The following is a 17,876-nucleotide window of genomic DNA, read 5'->3' as shown; positions in this document are numbered from 1 at the left end:
CGCCTGTTGACCAAGCCCCACCTCGTGCCCCGCACCGACGACCTAAGGCAGCTGCGCCACGAGCGAGGCGCCACCCTGCTCGACGTCGCCCTCAGCCTCGGCGCAGAACCCGCACGCATCTCCGAACTCGAACGAGGCCGACGCCCCAACGCCGAACTCGCAACCGCCTACCGGGCCTGGCTCGACGTTGCTTGACACCTATAGGAGCATCAGGAAGATGCGCGACCAGCCATACTGAAGGTGCGGTCGCTGTCGAGCCACCTGGCCGTCAGCGCACGTCGTGCATTGCAGCAAGAAGACGTTCAACGACAAGGAGTCAGCAGTGGATCTTCAACTGACCACGAAGGCGCAGGAGGCCCTCTCGGCCGCCGTGACGGCCGCGCAGTCGGCCGGCAACCCCTCGATCGAGCCCGCGCACCTCCTCAAGGCGCTCGCGGAACAGACCGACACGACCACCGGCCCGCTGCTCGAGGCGACGGGCACCACTCCGCAGGCAGTCATCGCGCAGGCCGAGGCCGACCTGCGCACGTTCCCGAGCAGCTCGGGTGCAAGCGTGGGCCAGCCCGGCATGAGCCGTGAGCTGCTCAACGTGCTCGAGAAGGCGCGCAGCGACATGAGCGCCATGGGGGATGCGTTCACCTCGACCGACCACCTGCTGCTCGCGCTCGCTCGCACGGGCAAGTTCTCCACGCTGAACGCGGAGGCGATCGAACAGGCGATCCCCGCGACGCGCGGTGGCCGCAAGGTCACCTCCGCCGAGCCCGAGGGCACGTTCGAGGCGCTCGAGAAGTTCGGCACCGACCTGACGGCCCTCGCCCGTGAGGGCAAGCTCGACCCCGTCATCGGCCGCGACAGCGAGATCCGTCGCGTCGTGCAGGTGCTGAGCCGCCGCACGAAGAACAACCCCGTCCTCATCGGTGAGCCCGGCGTCGGCAAGACGGCCGTCGTCGAGGGTCTCGCGCAGCGCATCGTCGCCGGGGACGTGCCGGAGAGCCTGCGCGACAAGCGCCTCATCTCCCTCGACCTCGGCGCGATGGTCGCCGGTGCGAAGTACCGCGGCGAGTTCGAGGAGCGCCTCAAGGCCGTCCTCGAGGAGATCAAGAACTCCGACGGCGAGATCGTCACGTTCATCGACGAGATCCACACCGTCGTCGGCGCGGGTGCCGGCGGCGACTCGTCGATGGACGCCGGCAACATGCTCAAGCCGATGCTCGCGCGCGGCGAGCTGCGTCTCGTCGGTGCGACGACGCTCGACGAGTACCGCGAGAACATCGAGAAGGACCCGGCGCTGGAGCGTCGTTTCCAGCAGGTGTTCGTCGGTGAGCCGAGCGTCGAGGACACGATCGCGATCCTGCGCGGCCTCAAGGAGCGCTACGAGGCGCACCACAAGGTCGCCATCGCCGACCAGGCGCTCGTCGCCGCTGCGACGTTGAGTGACCGCTACATCACGAGCCGAAAGCTGCCCGACAAGGCGATCGATCTCATCGACGAGGCCGCGTCGCGTCTGCGCATGGAGATCGACTCGAGCCCTGTCGAGATCGACCAGCTGCGCCGCAGCGTCGACCGCATGAACATGGAAGAACTGCACCTCGAGAGCGAGACCGACCCGGCCTCGCGCGACCGACTCGCGAAGCTGCGGGCCGACCGCGCCGACACCGAGGAGCAGCTCGCCGCGCTGACGGCGCGTTGGGAGGCCGAGAAGGCCAGCCTCAACAAGGTCGGTGATCTCAAGGCCCAGATCGACGACCTGCGCACGCAGGCCGAGAAGCTGCAGCGCGAAGGTGACTACGGCAACGCCTCGAAGTTGCTCTACGGCGACATCCCGGCTCTTGAGAAGCAGCTCGACGAGGCGCAGGCAGCCGAGGCGACGTCCTCGAAGGCCGGCGGCGAGGCGCCGATGGTCTCCGACGAGGTGACCGCCGGCGACATCGCCGAGGTCATCGCCAGCTGGACCGGCATCCCCGCCGGGCGTCTGCTCGAGGGCGAGACCGAGAAGCTGCTGCGCATGGAGGACTTCCTCGGTGAGCGCCTCATCGGTCAAAAGGCCGCGGTCCAGGCTGTCAGTGACGCCGTGCGCCGTTCGCGCTCCGGCATCGCCGACCCCGATCGTCCGACCGGTTCGTTCCTGTTCCTCGGCCCAACGGGTGTGGGCAAGACGGAGCTCGCGAAGTCGCTCGCCGACTTCCTCTTCGACGACGAGCGCGCCATGGTGCGCATCGACATGTCGGAGTACTCCGAGCGTCACGCCGTCGCGCGCCTCATCGGTTCGCCCCCCGGCTACGTCGGGTACGAAGAGGGCGGTCAGCTGACCGAGGCCGTGCGCCGTCGCCCGTACTCGGTCGTGCTGCTCGACGAGGTCGAGAAGGCGCACCCGGAGACGTTCGACATCCTCCTGCAGGTGCTCGACGACGGGCGCCTGACGGACGGGCAGGGCCGCACTGTCGACTTCCGCAACGTCATCCTCGTCATGACGTCGAACCTGGGCAGCCAGTTCCTCGTCGACCCGACGATGGCGCCGGAGGCCAAGCATGGCGCCGTCATGGGTGCGGTGCGCGCGCAGTTCAAGCCCGAGTTCCTCAACCGTCTCGACGAGATCGTCATCTTCGACCCGCTGACGCGGGACGAGCTGTCGCACATCGTCGAGCTGCAGGTCGCGTCGCTGAGCAAGCGGCTCGCCGATCGCCGCATCACCCTCGAGGTGACGCCGGCCGCGCGCGAGTGGCTCGCCGAGACGGGGTACGACCCGGCGTACGGTGCGCGCCCGCTGCGTCGCCTCGTGCAGAAGGAGATCGGCGACCGTCTGGCTCGTGCACTCCTCGCCGGCGAGGTGCTCGACGGCGAGAAGGTGACGATTGACGTCGAACGTGGCGCGGCGCTGGAGCTGCCGGATGGCGTCACGGCACCGGAGGGCGTCGAGCCTCCGGTGACGGGTCTGCGCATCGTGTCGGAGAGGGTCGAGCCCGACGCGGGCGTCGAGAGCTGATCGTCGCGACAGCTGCCTGAGCAGTGAACCGCACACTGAAACGGGCCGGACACCGATCACGGTGTCCGGCCCGTTTCGCGCGTCCCCTCTGCGATTCCCGTCCCCTTCTGCGATTTTCGTCCACCCTTGCGAGTTTCGGTCACATTCGTATCGCGGCGCTGATGGCACGGCATCGGGGCAGGTAGATTTGACGTATGACAGAGAACACACCTGCAGTGACGACTCCTGGCACGCGCTACCTCGTGGCCTGGGGTGGGGACAAGCGTTCCGAGGACGCCCTCAAGCTCGGCGCCGTGCTCGCGCGCACCTTCGAGGCGAAGCTCGACATCGTGTACGTCGTCTTCCAGCAGACGAACGGTTTCACCGTCACCGCGGGCGACCGCACCTTCGAGCAGGAGGTCGGACGCGAGGCGGCCGGCTGGCTGAAGACGGCCGCGAAGTCGGTGGGCGAGGGCGTCGAGGTCGAGACGCACGTCGTCTACGGCGAGTCGATCACGCAGGGCATCCTCGCCGCAGCCGAGCAGCTTGGCTCGCAGGCCATCGTCATCGGTGCCGGTTCGGGCGCGGGTCAGCCCGTCGCGACGAACGCCATCGTCGGCGGCCTGCTGCACTCGAGCCCCGTCCCGATCGCCATGGCGCCGCGCAACTACCGCAAGGTGAAGTTCGACTCGCTCTCGTCGCTGTCCGCCGCCATCGGCCCGCGCCCCGGCGCGCACCAGGTCGCCATCGAGGCCGCAGACGCGATCAAGCGCGTCGGCCTGCCGCTGCAGCTCATCTCGCTCGTCTCGCTCAAGCAGGACAAGCAGTTCCACGTCGACGGCTTCGACGAGGCCGAGCGCGTGCTCGCCGACGCAGCCAAGCGCGTCGGTGACCGCGCGGAGGTCACGACCGTCGTCGGTCAGGGCCGCTCGCTCAAGCAGGCCGTCAAGAAGATCGACTGGGACGAGCGCACGGCGCTGTGCGTCGGCTCGTCCCGGCTCGCGCAGAACCGACGCACCTTCCTCGGCTCCGCTGCGACGCGCATGCTCTCGTCGCTGCCCGTGCCGATGATCGTCGTCCCGCGACGCGACGCTTGAGCCGCCACCTCGCGCACATGACTGAGCGCGGCGTCCCCTTCGCGGGGGCGCCGCGCTCAGGCGTCCCGAGCGGGACGCCGACGTGGCCGCGGCAGGCGCACGATGGCCCCGGCGTCACGCGGACGTGACGGCAGAGCCCTGATCGTTCGCGCCGGCCTGCGTGATGACGTCGCCGATGGCGTCGGTGACGAGGTCGGGCTCCTCGTACGTCAGCATGTGGCCCCGGCCGTCCACGATGTCGAGGTGAGCGTCGGGCATGGCCTCGGCGAGAGCGATGGAGTGGCGCTTCGGCGTCAGCAGATCACGCGAGCCGACGAGGATGCGCACGGGCACCTTGCTCAGCGCGGCCAGCGCGGCGAGTTCGTCGTGCGCCATGAGCGCGGTGTAGAACGCGCCGCTCGTCGAGATGCGCGTGGCGGCGATCTGGTCGCGCGCGGCCCGGACGTCTTCGTCGAGCGGGTCGATGCCGAAGCCGCCGCGGCGCTGTGAGGCGAGGGTGACGAGACGGCCCGGGCGGAGCGGAACGTGCTTGAGCGCCTTGACGATCCACTTCTCGCCGGGGACGGTGAAGCCGCGCAACTGCCCTGACGACGTCGAGACGAGCACCGCGCCGATGACCTTCTCACCCAGGAGCCCCGGGTGCAGCCCGGCGAACGCCATCACCGTCATCCCGCCCATCGAGTGACCCGCGACGATGACCGGTGATCCCTCCGGTGCCGTCTCGGCGACGACGCTCGCGAGGTCCTCGCCGAGCGCGCGCACGGTCTCGTCGCCGGGGCGCATGCGGCCACCGGCGAACGTCGAGTCGCCGTGCCCGCGCTGATCCCACAGCACGACTCGCACGCCGCCGCGATCGAGCAGACGCTGCGCAACGGGTTCCCACGAGCGGTGGCTCAGTGTCCAGCCGTGGGACATGACGACGGTCGGCGCGTCGGGCGCCAGATCGGCCGGCTCGGCGGTGAAGACGGCGAGGCGCGCGCCGTCGGCGGCGGTGACGGTGGTGCGGGCGAATTCGTGGTTCACGCGACCCACTCAAACACACCCGGAGACGGTGAACCGCCCCGTTTCGGAACCTGCATTGCATAGGCTGCGTCACAACGACAGGTGAGCATCCGCTCACGACCCCCGACGGACAGGTGAGCTCATGACCTCCCACATGCCCACGCGCCGCAGCGTCATGACGGCAGCGCTCGCGAGCGTCGCCCTGACGGCGTGCTCGTCGGCGAAGAAGTCCGATTCGAACGCCTCCAGCGGCGAGGACGTGACGAAGCGTCTCAAGGCCGCGCAGGACAAGATCGGCAAGACGTCCGGGTACCACACGAAGGTGACGTGCTCGGCCGCGCCGAAGGACGAACCGGCGCTCAAGGCGGGGGAGGGCGACGTCGTCAACTCGCCCGCCGCGTTCAAGGGTGACGTGACGGCGAGCACGCAGGGCAACGAGATCAAGGCCGGCATCATCAGCATCGGCGACAAGAACTGGGTGAAGCCGAGCTTCTCGCCCAAGTACCTGACGGTGAACCTCAAGTCGCTCGGTGTGCCGTCCCCGACGTCGCTTTTCAACGCGACGAGTGGCATCCCGGCGATGCCGCTCATGAGCAAGGACATGAAGCGTTCGGGCGAGAAGCTCGTCGGCGGCGAGAAGGTGACGACGTACAAGGGCACGCTCGACGGCCCGAGCGCCGCGAAGGCGATGGGTTTCGGCAAGACGCGCGGCGACTACACCGTCGAGGTCGGCCTCACGGACTCCGACGAGGTGCGCACCATGATCATCACGGGCCCGTTCTTCGACTCGGCCGACGCGACGTACACGATCGACATCTCCAAGTACGACCAGAAGGTCGACATCAAGCAGCCGTGACCGTGCCTGCCGGTGATTCACCCCTGCTCGTGACGCACCCGGCCGCCGACTGACCCCCGACGCGAGAGACCTCGACGACCCATGACGCTCACCGCTGCCACCGCGCCCGACGCCGACGTTCCGGCGATCGCCACCCGTTCGAAGGCGCTGCTCGCGACGGCGGCACTCGCCGTGCTGCTGACGGCGGCCGACACGTACGTCGTCGTCCTCGCGCTGCAGGACATGATGGCGGGCGTCGGCCTCGGCATCGACGAACTGCAGCGGGCGACGCCGATCGTGTCGGGCTTCCTGCTCGGTTACATCGCCGTGCTGCCGCTCATCGGCCGGTTGTCCGACCTCGTCTCGCGCCAACGCGTGTTGCTGTGGTGCCTCGTGCTGTTCGGCCTCGGCAGCGTCGTGACGGCGCTCGCCGTCGACCTGCCTGTCATCGTCGGCGGGCGCGTCATCCAGGGCATCGGTGGCGGCGGGCTCGTGCCCGCGACGCTGGCCCTCGTCGCGGATCTGCTGCCGCGCGGGCGACGGGGCATGGCGCTCGGGATGGTGTCGGCGGTGCAGGAAGTGGGGTCGGTGCTCGGCCCACTGCTCGGCGCCGCGATCCTCGCCGTGTGGTCGTGGCGCGCGATCTTCTGGGTCAACGCTGCAGCGGCCGTCGTGCTCGCCGTCATGATCGGTGTGTTGGGGCGACGGACGAGCGCGCAGGTGCCGGACGTGGGCGGCGGCGTTGAGCCGGTGGGCGGGCGCGGCGCGTCGACATCCGCGGCTGGCGACGGCGCGCACCGCGTCGCTGCTGCGTCGTCGGGTCCCGGGCGCGTGGCGCGCATCGTCGGATGGTTGGGGTGGCTGGCGTTGCTCGTCGGAACCCTCCTCGTCCTGCTCGCGCTGTGGGCGCCGGAGCGGCTGACCTCCGACGTCGACTACGGCCTGCCGTTCGTCCCGTACGACGGCTACACCTCGCGCATGGCGACGCCCATCGCATTGCGTGGCCTCGGCGTCCTCGTGCTGGGCATCGCGCTGACGGCACGGATCTGGTGGCCGCGGCTACGCGCCATCGACCTGCCCGGCGCCGTGCTGCTGACGGGCGCGCTCGCCTGCATCGTGTGGGCGTTCGCCGCGGCTGATACCTCGAAGGAGGTGCTCAGCCCCGCCGGATACGTACTGCTGCCGGTGGCGGCGGCGCTGCTCGTCGGGTACGTCATCCGTCATCGCACGGCGCGGCGACCGCTCATCGAACGCGGCGTCCTGGCGGGGCGGGTGCCCGTCGCGCTACTGGTGTCGTTCCTCGTCGGCACGGCGCTCGTCGCGATCGTCGTCGAGATCCCGGTCCTCGCGCGACTGACGCTGACGGACTCGCAGACGGCGGCCGCGTTCGTCCTGCTGCGCTTTCTCGTCGCCGTGCCCATCGGGGCGTTCCTCGGCGGGTTCCTGCTGCGACGCGTGGGGCCGGCCCTCGTCGCCGCTCCCGGTCTCATCATGGCCGGGGCCGCGATCCTCGCGATGAGTACGTGGGGGCGCGACGCGCTCGGCGGCGTCGTCATCTCGACGCTCGTGCTCGCCGTCGCGGGCCTCGGCATCGGCCTCGCCATCGCGCCCGTCAACGACGCGGCGCTCGCCGACTCGCCCGACGACGCGCACGGCGTGACGTCGGCACTCGTCGTCGTCGGCCGCATGATGGGCATGGTCGTCGGCCTCGCGCTGCTGACGGCGATCGGCCTGCACCAGTTCAGCGTCGAGATGCAGAAGGCCGCTCATACGAGCGAGCAGACCGTGCGTGACGCGGGCGTCGTGCAGGTGCACACCGTGTTCGTCGGCGCAGGAATCGCGGCGCTCGTCGCGGCGGTGCTGGCGTTCTTCTTCCTGGGGCGCCGGGTCATCGGTTCACGCCGCGTCGAGAGCTGAACGGCCGCGGCGCCGACAGGGGCCGATGACGGTGGCCTCTACCGCTGGGCGTCGACGTTGACCTCGGTGGCCTGCATGCCCGGCCCGCCATCAAGGGCCTGCCGGGACCTCGCCGTCGAGGGCCCGACGTGGCCGCGATGCGGGATGAGCGGGCCCGGGACGCCGCCGCAGCGCCAGCTCGGAGCAGCCCCCGTCATTGCCCCACCGGCCGCGTTGCGTCAGTTCGCGCGCCGCAGGATCTGCTCGGCCTGCTTGAACACCGGCCCGTCTACCATCTGTCCCTCGAACGTGAACACGCCGCGTTCGTGCTTCGCCGCGTCCATGAGGCGCGTGGCCCAGTCGATCTGCTCATCGGCCGGGGCGTAGGCGTCGCGGATCGTGGCGACCTGCTTGGGGTGAATGGCGACCTTCGCGTCGAAACCGATGGCGACGGCGTCATCGGCCTCGGCGCGCAGGGCGAGGAGGTTGCCGATGTCCATGAACACGGAGTCGAGTGCGAAGCAGCCATGCGCCTTCGCGGCCAGCAGGACGTTGCCGCGCACCTGCTGAACGATCGGGTGGTAACTCCCGTCGGCCAGGCGACTGCGGCGCCCACCGAGGCCCGCCGTCAGGTCCTCGGAGCCCCACATGAACCCGGCGACGTTCGGGGCGGCAGCGATCTCGGCGGCGTTGACGGCACCCAGAGGAGATTCGATGAGGGCGATGACGTCGTGGTCTGGCAGCGCGTCGACGTCGGCGCGCGTCTCGGTCTTGGCGAGCATGACGCGACGGACGGGTAGCTGCTCCAGGCAGACGAGGTCGGCGGCGAACTCGTCCGTCGTCGCGGCGTTGACGCGCACGACGATCGTCTCGACGTCCGGTGCGCCGTCACAATTGAATGCGTCGATGAGGGCCTGACGTGCCGCGGGCTTGTCCGCCGGGTTCACGGCGTCCTCCAGATCGAGGATGACGACGTCCGCCGCCGCAGCGGCCTTCGCGTAGCGCTCCGGGCGGTCCGCCGGGCAGAAGAGCCAGCCCGGCCCCGGCATCGTCCACGAGGTGCTTGTGTCCATGAGTTCCTCCGGTCGGTAGACGGTGACGGTTGGGGTGGATGGTGACGTCCGAACGTCCCCATCCACCCCAACCGTCACCAGGTGTGCATCAGGCCGACGGCGCGCACTTCACGAGCGTCTGACGCACCGCGACGGCGACGACGTCACCGTGCTGGTTCTTCGCGACGTGCCGCAGCGTGACGATGCCCTGGCCGGGGCGCGACTTCGATTCGCGCTTGTCCTCGATCAGCGTCTCGGCGTACATCGTGTCACCGTGGCGCATCGGCTTGGGAAAGCTGATCTCGCTGAACCCGAGGTTCGCGACGATCGTTCCCATCGTCAGCTGGGCGACCGACAGCCCGACGAGCGTCGACAGCGTGAACATCGAGTTGACGAGGCGCTCGCCGAACTCCGTCCCCGCTCCGTAGTCGGCGTCGAGGTGGAGGGCCTGCGTGTTCATCGTCAACGTCGTGAACAGCACGTTGTCGGCCTCGGTGACGGTGCGTCCGGGGCGGTGCTCGTAGATCGCGCCGACCTCGAACTCCTCGAACCACAGTCCCCGCTGCGTGATGCGCTTGGGCTGTCGCTCGCCCGATTCGGGGCCGGTAGCGGCGTCGTCGCTCGAGGCGTCTTGGGGTGTTTCAGGAAGGGGCATGACGGCCTTTCGTCGAGTCGATCTTTCGTCGAGTCGATCTTTCGTCGAGTCGATGTTGCCCGGGTTTCGGGGCGCCTGCGCCCCGAAACCCGGGCAACATCGTGGGTCACAAGGACAGTTCGCGGGCGATGAGCATGAGCTGCACCTCGGTTGTGCCCTCGCCGATCTCGAGGATCTTCGAGTCGCGGTAGTGACGCGAGACGACGTACTCGTTCATGAAGCCGTAGCCGCCGTGGATCTGCGTGGCGTCGCGGGCGTTGTCCATCGCGGACTCCGACGCGACCATCTTCGCGATCGACGCGGCCTTCTTGAACGGCTTGCCGGCGAGCATGAGTGCCGCGGCGTTGTAGTACGCCGAACGCGCCGTGTGAGCCCGCGCCTCCATGCGGGCGATCTTGAACTGAATGGCCTGGTACTCGCCGATCGCGTGCCCGAACGCCTGACGTTCCTTTGCGTACTTCACCGATTCGTCGACGCATCCCTGCGCCGCACCGACCGCCAGGGCCGCGATGGCGATGCGGCCCTCGTCGAGGATGCGCAGGAAGTTCGCGTACCCGCGACCGCGTTCGCCGAGCAGGTTCGCCCTCGGCACGCGCACGTCCGAGAACGACAGCGGATGCGTGTCGGAGGCATTCCAACCGACCTTGTCGTAGGCGGGCTCAGCCGTGAAACCCGGCGTGTTCGCCGGCACGATGATCGTCGAGATCTCCTTCTTGACGCGCCCGTCAGCTGTCTGCGACTCGCCCGTCACCGCCGTCACCGTCACCAGCTTCGTGATGTCGGTGCCCGAGTTGGTGATGAACTGCTTCGAGCCATTGATGACCCACTCGTCGCCGTCTTCCTTGGCCGTCGTGCGCGTGCCGGACGCGTCAGAACCGGCGCCGGCCTCCGTCAGACCGAAGCCGCCGAGCGCCTCACCGGACGCGAGCATCGGTAGCCACTGTTCCTTCTGCTCCTGCGAACCGAAGCGGTAGATCGGCATCGCGCCGAGCCCGACGCCCGCCTCGAGGGTGATGGCGACGCTCTGGTCGACCTTCGCGAGTTCCTCGAGCGCGAGGCACAGGGCGAAGTAGTCGCCGCCCATGCCACCGAACTCCTCGGGAAATGGGATGCCGAACAGGCCCATCTCCGCCATGCCGGAGACGACCTCGTACGGGAACGTGTGGTCCTTGTCGTGCTGCGCCGACACAGGCGCGACTACACGCTGCGCGAAGTCACGCACACCCTTCGCGAGGTCGGCGTACTCGTCGGGCAGATTTCCCTGCGCGATGAAGTCGGTCATGGCGGTCTCCTACGGGTGTGTGGGCGTCTACCCCCTCTGCGTGCAAGTGAACCCGGGTGCACTTGCACGCAGAGGGTCAAGGCTCGGCGGGGGGTCAGGGCTCGGCGAAGGGCTGAAGAGGCGGAAAGAGTGGGGTGGGATGCAGAGGGATGGGGTCAGGAGGCGTCGGGCGGTGTGATGCGAGCGAGCACCTCGTCGACGGCCACCTGAGTGCCTGCGGGGGCGAGAATCTCGACGGTGCCGTCGATCGGTGCGGTGAGGGAGTGCTCCATCTTCATCGCCTCGACGATGACGACGACGTCGCCCGCCGACACCTCGGCACCATCGGCCACCTGCACGGCGATGACGGCGCCCGGCATCGGGCTCGTGATGTCACCACCCGCGCTGGCCGCAGCCGACGCGCGCAGGCTGACGTGTGGTGCCTCCTTGAGCGAGAACGTCCCGTCGGGTGAGTCGACCCAGACCGTGCGGGTACTGCTCTTGTCGCTCGAGATCGCCGTTCGGTACGTGCGGCGTTCGCCATCGGCGTCGATGACGAATCGCGTTGTGCCGTCGGTCTCCTCGCCCTCGATGACGACGGCGAGCCGCGTTGTCTCCCCGTCGCCGCGGGCCGCCGTCACGGAGGCGGGCACGTCGCGGCTTATCGTGACGTCATCACCGTCGCGGTGATGCACGAGGGCGACCTCGACGATGCCGCTGGCATCCTCACTCGGGTCGGTGACGGCGAAGCGGGCGCGCCGCGGGCTGTTGTGGCCGGTGCGCCATCCGTCTCGCCCGGCCCACAGGTCGCCACCGCCGGCGAGCCCCAACGAGGCCGACGCTGCGGCGACGAGCACGCCGTCGGGCGCGGGGGTGGCGACGTAGTCGGCGACGCGCGCGTCGAGCAGGCCGGTGTCGAGGCGCCCGGCGATGACGTCGGGGTCGGCGAGCAGGAAGCGGCAGAAATCGATGTTGGTCACGACGCCGCCGATGTGCGTCTTCGCCAGCGCCGCGTCGAGGCCTCGCAGGGCGGACGCGCGGTCGGGGCCGTAGGCGATGACCTTGCTCAGCATCGGGTCGAAGTTGCTGCCGACGATCGTGCCGACGCGCAACCCCGAGTCGACGCGCACCCCGGCGCCCGTCGGCTCGGACAGCGAGATGACCTCGCCGCCGGTGGGTAGGAAGCCGCGCGCCGGGTCCTCGGCGTACACGCGCGCCTCGATGGCGTGGCCCGTCAGCGTCACGTCGTCCTGCGTGAACCCGAGCGGCTCACCGGCGGCCACGCGCACCTGCCACTCGACGAGGTCGAGGCCGGTGACGAGTTCGGTGACGGGGTGCTCGACCTGTAGGCGCGTGTTCATCTCCATGAAGAAGAACTCGTCGGGCGCGTCGGCGCTGACGATGAACTCGACCGTCCCCGCACCGACGTAGTCGACGGATCGTGCTGTGTTGCAGGCCGCTTCGCCGATTCGTGCACGCGTGGCGTCGTCGAGCAGCGGTGACGGTGCCTCTTCGATGACCTTCTGGTGACGGCGCTGCAGCGAGCACTCGCGCTCGCCGAGATGCACGACGTTGCCGTGCTTGTCCGCGATGACCTGCACCTCGATGTGCCGCGGGCGCAGCACGAACCGTTCGAGGAACAGCGTGTCGTCGCCGAAGCTCGAGGCGGCCTCCCGACGGGCGCGCGCGACGGCGTCGGCCATGTCCTCGGCACGCTCGACGACGTGCATGCCCTTGCCGCCGCCGCCGGCGCTCGGCTTGATGAGGACGGGGAAACCGACCTCGCTCGCGGCCGCGACGAGCTCGTCGTCACTCAGGCCGGATCGGGCGAGGCCGGGCACGACGGGCACGTCGAACGCGCTGACGGCTGTCTTCGCCGTGATCTTGTCGCCCATCGTCTCGATGGCGCGGCTGCCGGGGCCGAGGAAGGCGATGCCCGCCTCCTCGCACGCAGCCGCGAACGCGGTGTTCTCCGACAGGAACCCGTAGCCCGGGTGCACGCCGTCGGCGCCACTGATGCGGCACGCCTCGATGACGGCGGGGATGCTGAGGTAGTTCGTGCGAACCGGGGCGCTGGCGTCACCGCGCGCAACGTCGAGACGGTCCAGGTTGATGGCGACGTCGGCTTCGCGCACGTGCAGCGCGCTCGCGTCGGCGTCGGTGTAGACGGCGACGCTGCGGATGCCCATGCGGCGCAGCGTGCGCATGACGCGGACGGCGATCTCGCCGCGGTTGGCGATGAGAACCGTTGCGATGTCGCGCTTCTCGACGTTCGTGTCGGGGGCGGAGGTCGTGTTCGAGGTCATCTCACTCACATCCGGAAGACGCCGTAGCTGACGTCGGGCAGGTCGGTGCCGGAGCAGGCCTCGAGGGCGAGTCCGACGAGGTCGCGGGTGGAGGCGGGGTCGATGACGCCGTCGTCCCAGAGGCGGGCGGTCGAGTAGTAGGGGTTGCCCTGCGTCTCGTACTGCTCGCGGATCGGGGCCTTGAACGTCTCGGCGTCGTCGTCGCTCCACGGGGTGCCGGCGGCTTCGAGCTGGTCGCCGCGCACCGTCGCGAGCACGCTCGCGGCCTGTTCACCGCCCATGACGCTGATGCGCGCGTTGGGCCACATCCACAGGAATCGCGGCGAGTAGGCGCGCCCGCACATCGAGTAGTTGCCGGCACCGTAGCTGCCGCCGATGACGACGGTGAACTTCGGTACGCGCGCGCAGGCGACGGCCGTCACCATCTTCGCGCCGTGCTTGGCGATGCCCCCGGCCTCGTACTCGCGGCCCACCATGAAACCGGTGATGTTCTGCAGGAACAGCAGCGGCGTCTTGCGCTTGTCGGCAAGCTCGATGAAGTGCGCGCCCTTCTGCGCGGATTCGCCGAACAGCACGCCGTTGTTCGCGATGATCGCGACGGGGTGGCCGTGGATGTGCGCGAACCCGGTGACGAGCGTCTTGCCGTACTCGGCCTTGAACTCGTGGAACTCGCCGGCGTCGACGATCGTCTCGATGACATCGTGCACGTCGTACGGTGTGCGCAGGTCGACGGGGACGACGTCGTAGAGGCGTTCCTGATCATGCACGGCGTCGCGCGGTTCCACGGTGCGCCAAGGGGTTTCGGGCTTCGGCCCGAGCGTGCTGACGATGCTGCGCACCGTCATGAGCGCGTCGTGGTCGTCATCGGCGAGGTGGTCGGTGACGCCTGAGACCTTCGAGTGCAGGTCGCCGCCACCGAGATCCTCGGCCGTGACGACCTCGCCCGTCGCAGCCTTCACCAGCGGCGGGCCGCCAAGGAAGATCGTGCCCTGCTCGCGCACGATGACGGTCTCGTCGCTCATCGCGGGCACGTAGGCGCCGCCGGCGGTGCACGAACCCATGACGGCGGCGATCTGTGGAATGCCCTTCGCCGACAGCGTCGCCTGGTTGTAGAAGATGCGGCCGAAGTGGTCGCGGTCGGGGAACACGTCGTCCTGCTTGGGCAGGAACGCTCCGCCGGAGTCGACGAGGTAGATGCACGGCAGGTTGTTCTCGCGCGCGATCTCCTGCGCGCGCAGGTGCTTCTTCACCGTCATCGGGTAGTACGTGCCGCCCTTGACGGTCGCGTCGTTCGCGACGATGACGCACTCGCGACCCTCGACGCGGCCGATACCGCCGATGACGCCGGCGCCGGGGCACTCGTCGTCGTACATGCCGTCGGCGGCGAGGGGCGCGAGCTCGATGAACGGGCTGCCCGGATCGAGCAGCGTCTCGACGCGGTCGCGCGGCAACAGCTTGCCGCGGGCGACGTGGCGCTCGCGCGACTTGTCGCTGCCACCCTTCGCAGCGCGGGCCAGCTTGTCGTTCAGATCGTCGAGCAGGCGCAGATGCTCGGCTCGGTTGGCGGCTTGGTCGAAGGCCATGCGTTCGCTCACCCCGTGACGTCGGTGGGACGGGTCGGTGCGAGCGATCACGTGACCTGCGCCACTCGCGCATTCAGTTAATCACAATTAACTCAAGTGTGGTGAGCGGGGAGGTCTGCCCGGGTGTCCTCGCCCGAGCACGTGGCGGGAGTCGTCGCAGTGAGCGGTGGGCGGTGGGCCGCTTGTGGCGGCTGGCGTCGTCAACCGTCCGTGTCGCATTCGTGCCAAGGGCTTTACGAGTCGGCGAGGCGAGCGTCCTGGTGAGTGAGGTGCGCATGTGCGCGGCCGGTTGGCGGCGGCCGTCGAGGCTGCGACGGCCGCGGGGGACCAGGGGGATCTGATGACTCGCAGGGATGAATTCACGAATCATGCTCAGTCGTGGCGACGGGCGGCTGTGGGAGCGGGAGCGACGCTCGTCGTGACGCTCGGGGGTGCGGCCTGCGGGTCGTCCGACCAGAGCGCGGCGCAGGCGTCGAGTCTGGCGTCGGCGTCGATGCCGTCGCCGGTGCGTCGGGCTCCCGGTGAGGCGACGCTCGTAGGCTGGCTTCGCGAATCGGCTTCGTACGACCCGAGGTTCGCGTTCGTCGCACTCGATGGGGACAGAATCGTCGGGCACGTGATGGCGACCGGGGGTGACCTCGACGGGGCGCCGACGCTCGGGCTGGGGCCGTTGTCGGTCGAGCCGTCGAGGCAGGGGCAGGGCATCGGGTCACGGTTGATGGGGGCGACTCTGGGCGCTGCTCGCCAGGCGGGCGCGAGCGTCATCGTCCTGCTGGGTGGGCCGGGCTATCACGCGCGTTTGGGTTTCGTGCCGGCTGCGGATCTCGGCATCAGCGCAGACCCGTCATGGGGTGAGTTCTTCCAGGCGCGTCCTCTCGCGGACGGCTGGGGGCGCGACGGTGACGCTGAAAGCCAGGCACACGCCGGACCGCGCGGCGTCATCACCTACCCTGAGCCGTTCGCGCGCCTGGGGTGGCGGCCGGCGCACCCCGTCGTGGCGTCTGAGCGGAGCCAATGAGGGTGGTCGGCCCATGCGGCGCCCAGCGTCGCGTGTGAGGGAGCGTCGCGAGGCCCCTGAGGCGCGACAACGTGTGGCGTCGGCGACGCTACGTCAGGGGCAGGTTTCGTCGAGCTTGACGGTCTTGAACCGCACGTCGACGCCGTCCTTGACCTCGGTTCCGGCCGCAGGGGTCTGTGAGCAGACCTTCCAGTGCTTGTCGAGCAGTTGGGGGCGGCTCGTGCCGAGCGCGTCGTCCGAGTGCGAGACGTAGAGCGGGTTGCCGGAGACCCGCTGCACGTCGTCCTGCGCGGCTTGCAAGGTCTTGCCGGTCTCGTCGGGCATGGTGAACGGCTCGGCCTGTGCCCCGACGGCCTTGGAGCTGGCATCGCCGGCTGCGCTCGATGCTGCGGAGCCTGCGCTCGCCACCGCGCTCGTGGCCTGCGACGCAGCACTGGTTGCGGCGTCCTCGGCCTTGTCGGTGTCGTTGCTCGAGCAACCGGCGAGGGCGAGGACCGCGGTCAGGGCGAGGAGGCTGGTCTTGTTCATAGATCGACCTTAGGCTGAGTTCCCTGGCTTAAGTCTCGCTGGTCATGCTTGTGTCCAACTCGTCACGCACGGCAGGGACCTCTCATGTCCGGGGCTTGCGCCGATGTGGTGGCTTAAGGATGAACCGGGATAACGGACGCTGAGGCCCTCCGTCCCCTTCCGAGTTCACGGGGCGCCGCAGTAGTTCCGTATGAGAGGCGGCTGTACCGTGATGATCAGCGCCGCCGCAGTGATCTTGTCCAACCCCGTCGGGGCGCTGTCCTATTTGTAATAGCCCTTTGCGTTGCCAAAGCCGTTTTCAACCGCGATGACGAGGTCGCCCGTGGCGTCGACACCGTAGGCCTGCTTCCAAGTGAGCGTCTTGCCGGGGAGAATGTCAGCGGTGGGCAGATCAACGCCCTTCTCGGTGTCGAAGGCCCCGTCGGATTGCTTATCTCCGCTCGTGGCTGTGGTCGTGAGCGTCATGGCGTTGTAGGGCTCTTTAGATCCGTTCTTCAACGTGACATCGACGATGACGAACTTCTTGAACTTGGTGTCAGAGGCTGCGTAGGGAGACGGTTGAAAGGGCTGAGGCTTCGAGATGGTGATCGCGACGCCGTCGTCCCACGTGAACGTGGATCCGAAGGGCTTGGTCTTGCTGTTGACTTCGTCAGATGACGTAGAGGTCGCTGAGCTGGATGTCTGAGGTGTCGTGCCTTCCCCGGCGGCTGACGAGGCCGACGAGGCGGGGGTGTTGCTGCCAGGGGCGTCGTTCGTGTTCTTGACCTCTGACGAACAGCCGCACAGGGCGAGGGCAGCCGCCACGGAGCAAATCTTCAGATTGCGCATGCGGCCAAGATGGAGGGTTTCGTATCTTTCGCGGGGGTTCGCGAGGTGACTTCTTTGGGTGACTGCCTGCGTTGGTGCGCCATGAGGAGTCCGTCGAGGTCAACCACACTCAGTTCATTGTGATTAACTCAATCGTTGGTATCTGTCTCTCGCCCACGGGGGTTCGCATGGCGCTCGACGTCGCGGCAGGCGCGGAGCTGACGGCCCGGGAGCGCAGCAAGGCTGCCCGGCGTCAGCAGATCCTCGATGCCGCTGCGGGCCTCATCGCCGAGCGTGGGCTCGCGGGGGTGCGTCTCGAAGACCTGGGCAGCGCGGTCGGCATCAGCGGCCCCGCCGTCTACCGCCACTTCGCGAACAAGGAAGCGGTGCTCGCCGAACTGCTCGTCGGCATCAGCCGGTATCTCCTCGAGAACGGTTCGCGCGTCGTCGCTGACGCCGCCACGGCTGACGAGGCGCTCGAGAACCTCGTCGACTTCCACATCGACTTCTCCCTGACCAAGCCGGCGCTCATCCGCGTGCAGGGCCGCGATCTCGCAAGCCTCGACGCAGCCGCTCGTCGCGACGTGCGGCAGCTGCAGCGCCAATATGTCGAGATCTGGGTCGGTGTGCTGCGCGACGTCGACCCCTCTCTCAGCGACGACGAGGCCCGCATCAAGGCCCACGCCGGCTTCGGCGCGCTCAACTCGACGCCGCACTCGACCGGCAGGACGAAGACCGCGGTCGAAGCTCACCGCGAACGCACCCGAGCCGTCCTGCGCGCGATGGCGCTCGCGGCGCTGCGCCCTGCTGGGTGAAGCCGGGTCGTTCCGCCCGTCGAGAAATTCAGTTAAGAACCATTAACCGAGACGGTGTG

General features: G+C 68.8%; 15 protein-coding genes. 7 read left to right on the top strand and 8 right to left on the bottom strand.

The window, feature by feature from the left end; translation table 11 throughout:
- The 3 genes from J4Z35_RS12350 to J4Z35_RS12340 form a co-directional block, all read left to right on the top strand.
- A partial coding sequence (locus J4Z35_RS12350) for a helix-turn-helix transcriptional regulator (RefSeq protein WP_208065624.1) occupies positions 1-195 on the top strand: 195 nt, incomplete at its 5' end.
- Positions 196-322: 127 nt separating this feature from the next.
- On the top strand, positions 323-2,983 hold the full coding sequence (gene clpB / locus J4Z35_RS12345; RefSeq protein ID WP_208065623.1) for an ATP-dependent chaperone ClpB: 2,661 nt from the start codon (positions 323-325) through the stop codon (positions 2,981-2,983).
- Between the two features lie 194 nt (positions 2,984-3,177).
- Positions 3,178-4,059, top strand: a complete 882-nt coding sequence (locus J4Z35_RS12340; RefSeq protein ID WP_082740471.1) for a universal stress protein — start codon at positions 3,178-3,180, stop codon at positions 4,057-4,059.
- 114 nt (positions 4,060-4,173) lie between these two features.
- Here the strand turns inward: J4Z35_RS12340 and J4Z35_RS12335 are convergent, their stop codons facing one another.
- Positions 4,174-5,082: an alpha/beta hydrolase gene (locus J4Z35_RS12335; protein WP_144693533.1), complete on the bottom strand. Its 909-nt coding sequence runs from the start codon at positions 5,080-5,082 to the stop codon at positions 4,174-4,176.
- A gap of 121 nt (positions 5,083-5,203) precedes the next feature.
- Here J4Z35_RS12335 and J4Z35_RS12330 point away from each other — a divergent pair, with 121 nt between their 5' ends.
- Both J4Z35_RS12330 and J4Z35_RS12325 read left to right on the top strand, forming a co-directional pair.
- Positions 5,204-5,917 carry an LppX_LprAFG lipoprotein gene (locus tag J4Z35_RS12330; RefSeq protein ID WP_074041104.1) on the top strand — a complete coding sequence of 238 codons (714 nt, stop codon included), beginning with the start codon at positions 5,204-5,206 and terminating at the stop codon, positions 5,915-5,917.
- Positions 5,918-5,998: 81 nt separating this feature from the next.
- Positions 5,999-7,813 (top strand): MFS transporter, encoded by a 1,815-nt coding sequence (locus tag J4Z35_RS12325; protein WP_074041103.1) that lies wholly within the window; start codon positions 5,999-6,001, stop codon positions 7,811-7,813.
- 218 nt (positions 7,814-8,031) lie between these two features.
- Here J4Z35_RS12325 and J4Z35_RS12320 read toward each other — a convergent pair whose 3' ends face one another.
- The 5 genes from J4Z35_RS12320 to J4Z35_RS12300 all read right to left on the bottom strand — a co-directional run bounded on the left by J4Z35_RS12320 (position 8,032) and on the right by J4Z35_RS12300 (position 14,649).
- Complete coding sequence (locus J4Z35_RS12320) at positions 8,032-8,865, bottom strand: CoA ester lyase (RefSeq protein ID WP_040014823.1); 834 nt, start codon at positions 8,863-8,865, stop codon at positions 8,032-8,034.
- An 88-nt stretch (positions 8,866-8,953) separates the two neighbouring features.
- Positions 8,954-9,499, bottom strand: coding sequence for a MaoC family dehydratase (locus J4Z35_RS12315; protein WP_006946184.1), 546 nt, complete (start codon positions 9,497-9,499; stop codon positions 8,954-8,956).
- 106 nt (positions 9,500-9,605) lie between these two features.
- Complete coding sequence (locus tag J4Z35_RS12310; RefSeq protein WP_006946270.1) at positions 9,606-10,781, bottom strand: acyl-CoA dehydrogenase family protein; 1,176 nt, start codon at positions 10,779-10,781, stop codon at positions 9,606-9,608.
- Between the two features lie 155 nt (positions 10,782-10,936).
- On the bottom strand, positions 10,937-13,066 hold the full coding sequence (locus J4Z35_RS12305; RefSeq protein ID WP_006946200.1) for a biotin carboxylase N-terminal domain-containing protein: 2,130 nt from the start codon (positions 13,064-13,066) through the stop codon (positions 10,937-10,939).
- 5 nt (positions 13,067-13,071) lie between these two features.
- Positions 13,072-14,649 (bottom strand): carboxyl transferase domain-containing protein, encoded by a 1,578-nt coding sequence (locus tag J4Z35_RS12300; RefSeq protein ID WP_040014862.1) that lies wholly within the window; start codon positions 14,647-14,649, stop codon positions 13,072-13,074.
- Between the two features lie 340 nt (positions 14,650-14,989).
- On the opposite strand from J4Z35_RS12300, the gene J4Z35_RS12295 reads away from it, so the two are divergent.
- Entirely contained in the window at positions 14,990-15,667 is a 678-nt protein-coding gene (locus J4Z35_RS12295; RefSeq protein WP_243755061.1) for an N-acetyltransferase, read from the top strand.
- Between the two features lie 93 nt (positions 15,668-15,760).
- Here the strand turns inward: J4Z35_RS12295 and J4Z35_RS12290 are convergent, their stop codons facing one another.
- Both J4Z35_RS12290 and J4Z35_RS12285 read right to left on the bottom strand, forming a co-directional pair.
- Positions 15,761-16,195, bottom strand: a complete 435-nt coding sequence (locus J4Z35_RS12290) for a lipoprotein (RefSeq protein ID WP_006946077.1) — start codon at positions 16,193-16,195, stop codon at positions 15,761-15,763.
- A gap of 261 nt (positions 16,196-16,456) precedes the next feature.
- A complete protein-coding gene (locus J4Z35_RS12285; protein ID WP_040014822.1) occupies positions 16,457-17,023 on the bottom strand; it encodes a DUF4352 domain-containing protein in 567 nt (188 codons plus the stop codon).
- Between the two features lie 167 nt (positions 17,024-17,190).
- On the opposite strand from J4Z35_RS12285, the gene J4Z35_RS12280 reads away from it, so the two are divergent.
- A complete protein-coding gene (locus J4Z35_RS12280) occupies positions 17,191-17,817 on the top strand; it encodes a TetR/AcrR family transcriptional regulator (protein ID WP_006946248.1) in 627 nt (208 codons plus the stop codon).
- Positions 17,818-17,876: the final 59 nt, after the last annotated feature.

Source organism: Dermacoccus sp. NHGro5 (assembly GCF_017565385.1).
GTDB classification, from domain to species: Bacteria; Actinomycetota; Actinomycetes; order Actinomycetales; family Dermatophilaceae; genus Dermacoccus; species Dermacoccus nishinomiyaensis.
This window is presented reverse-complemented; position numbering and strand designations above follow the sequence as displayed.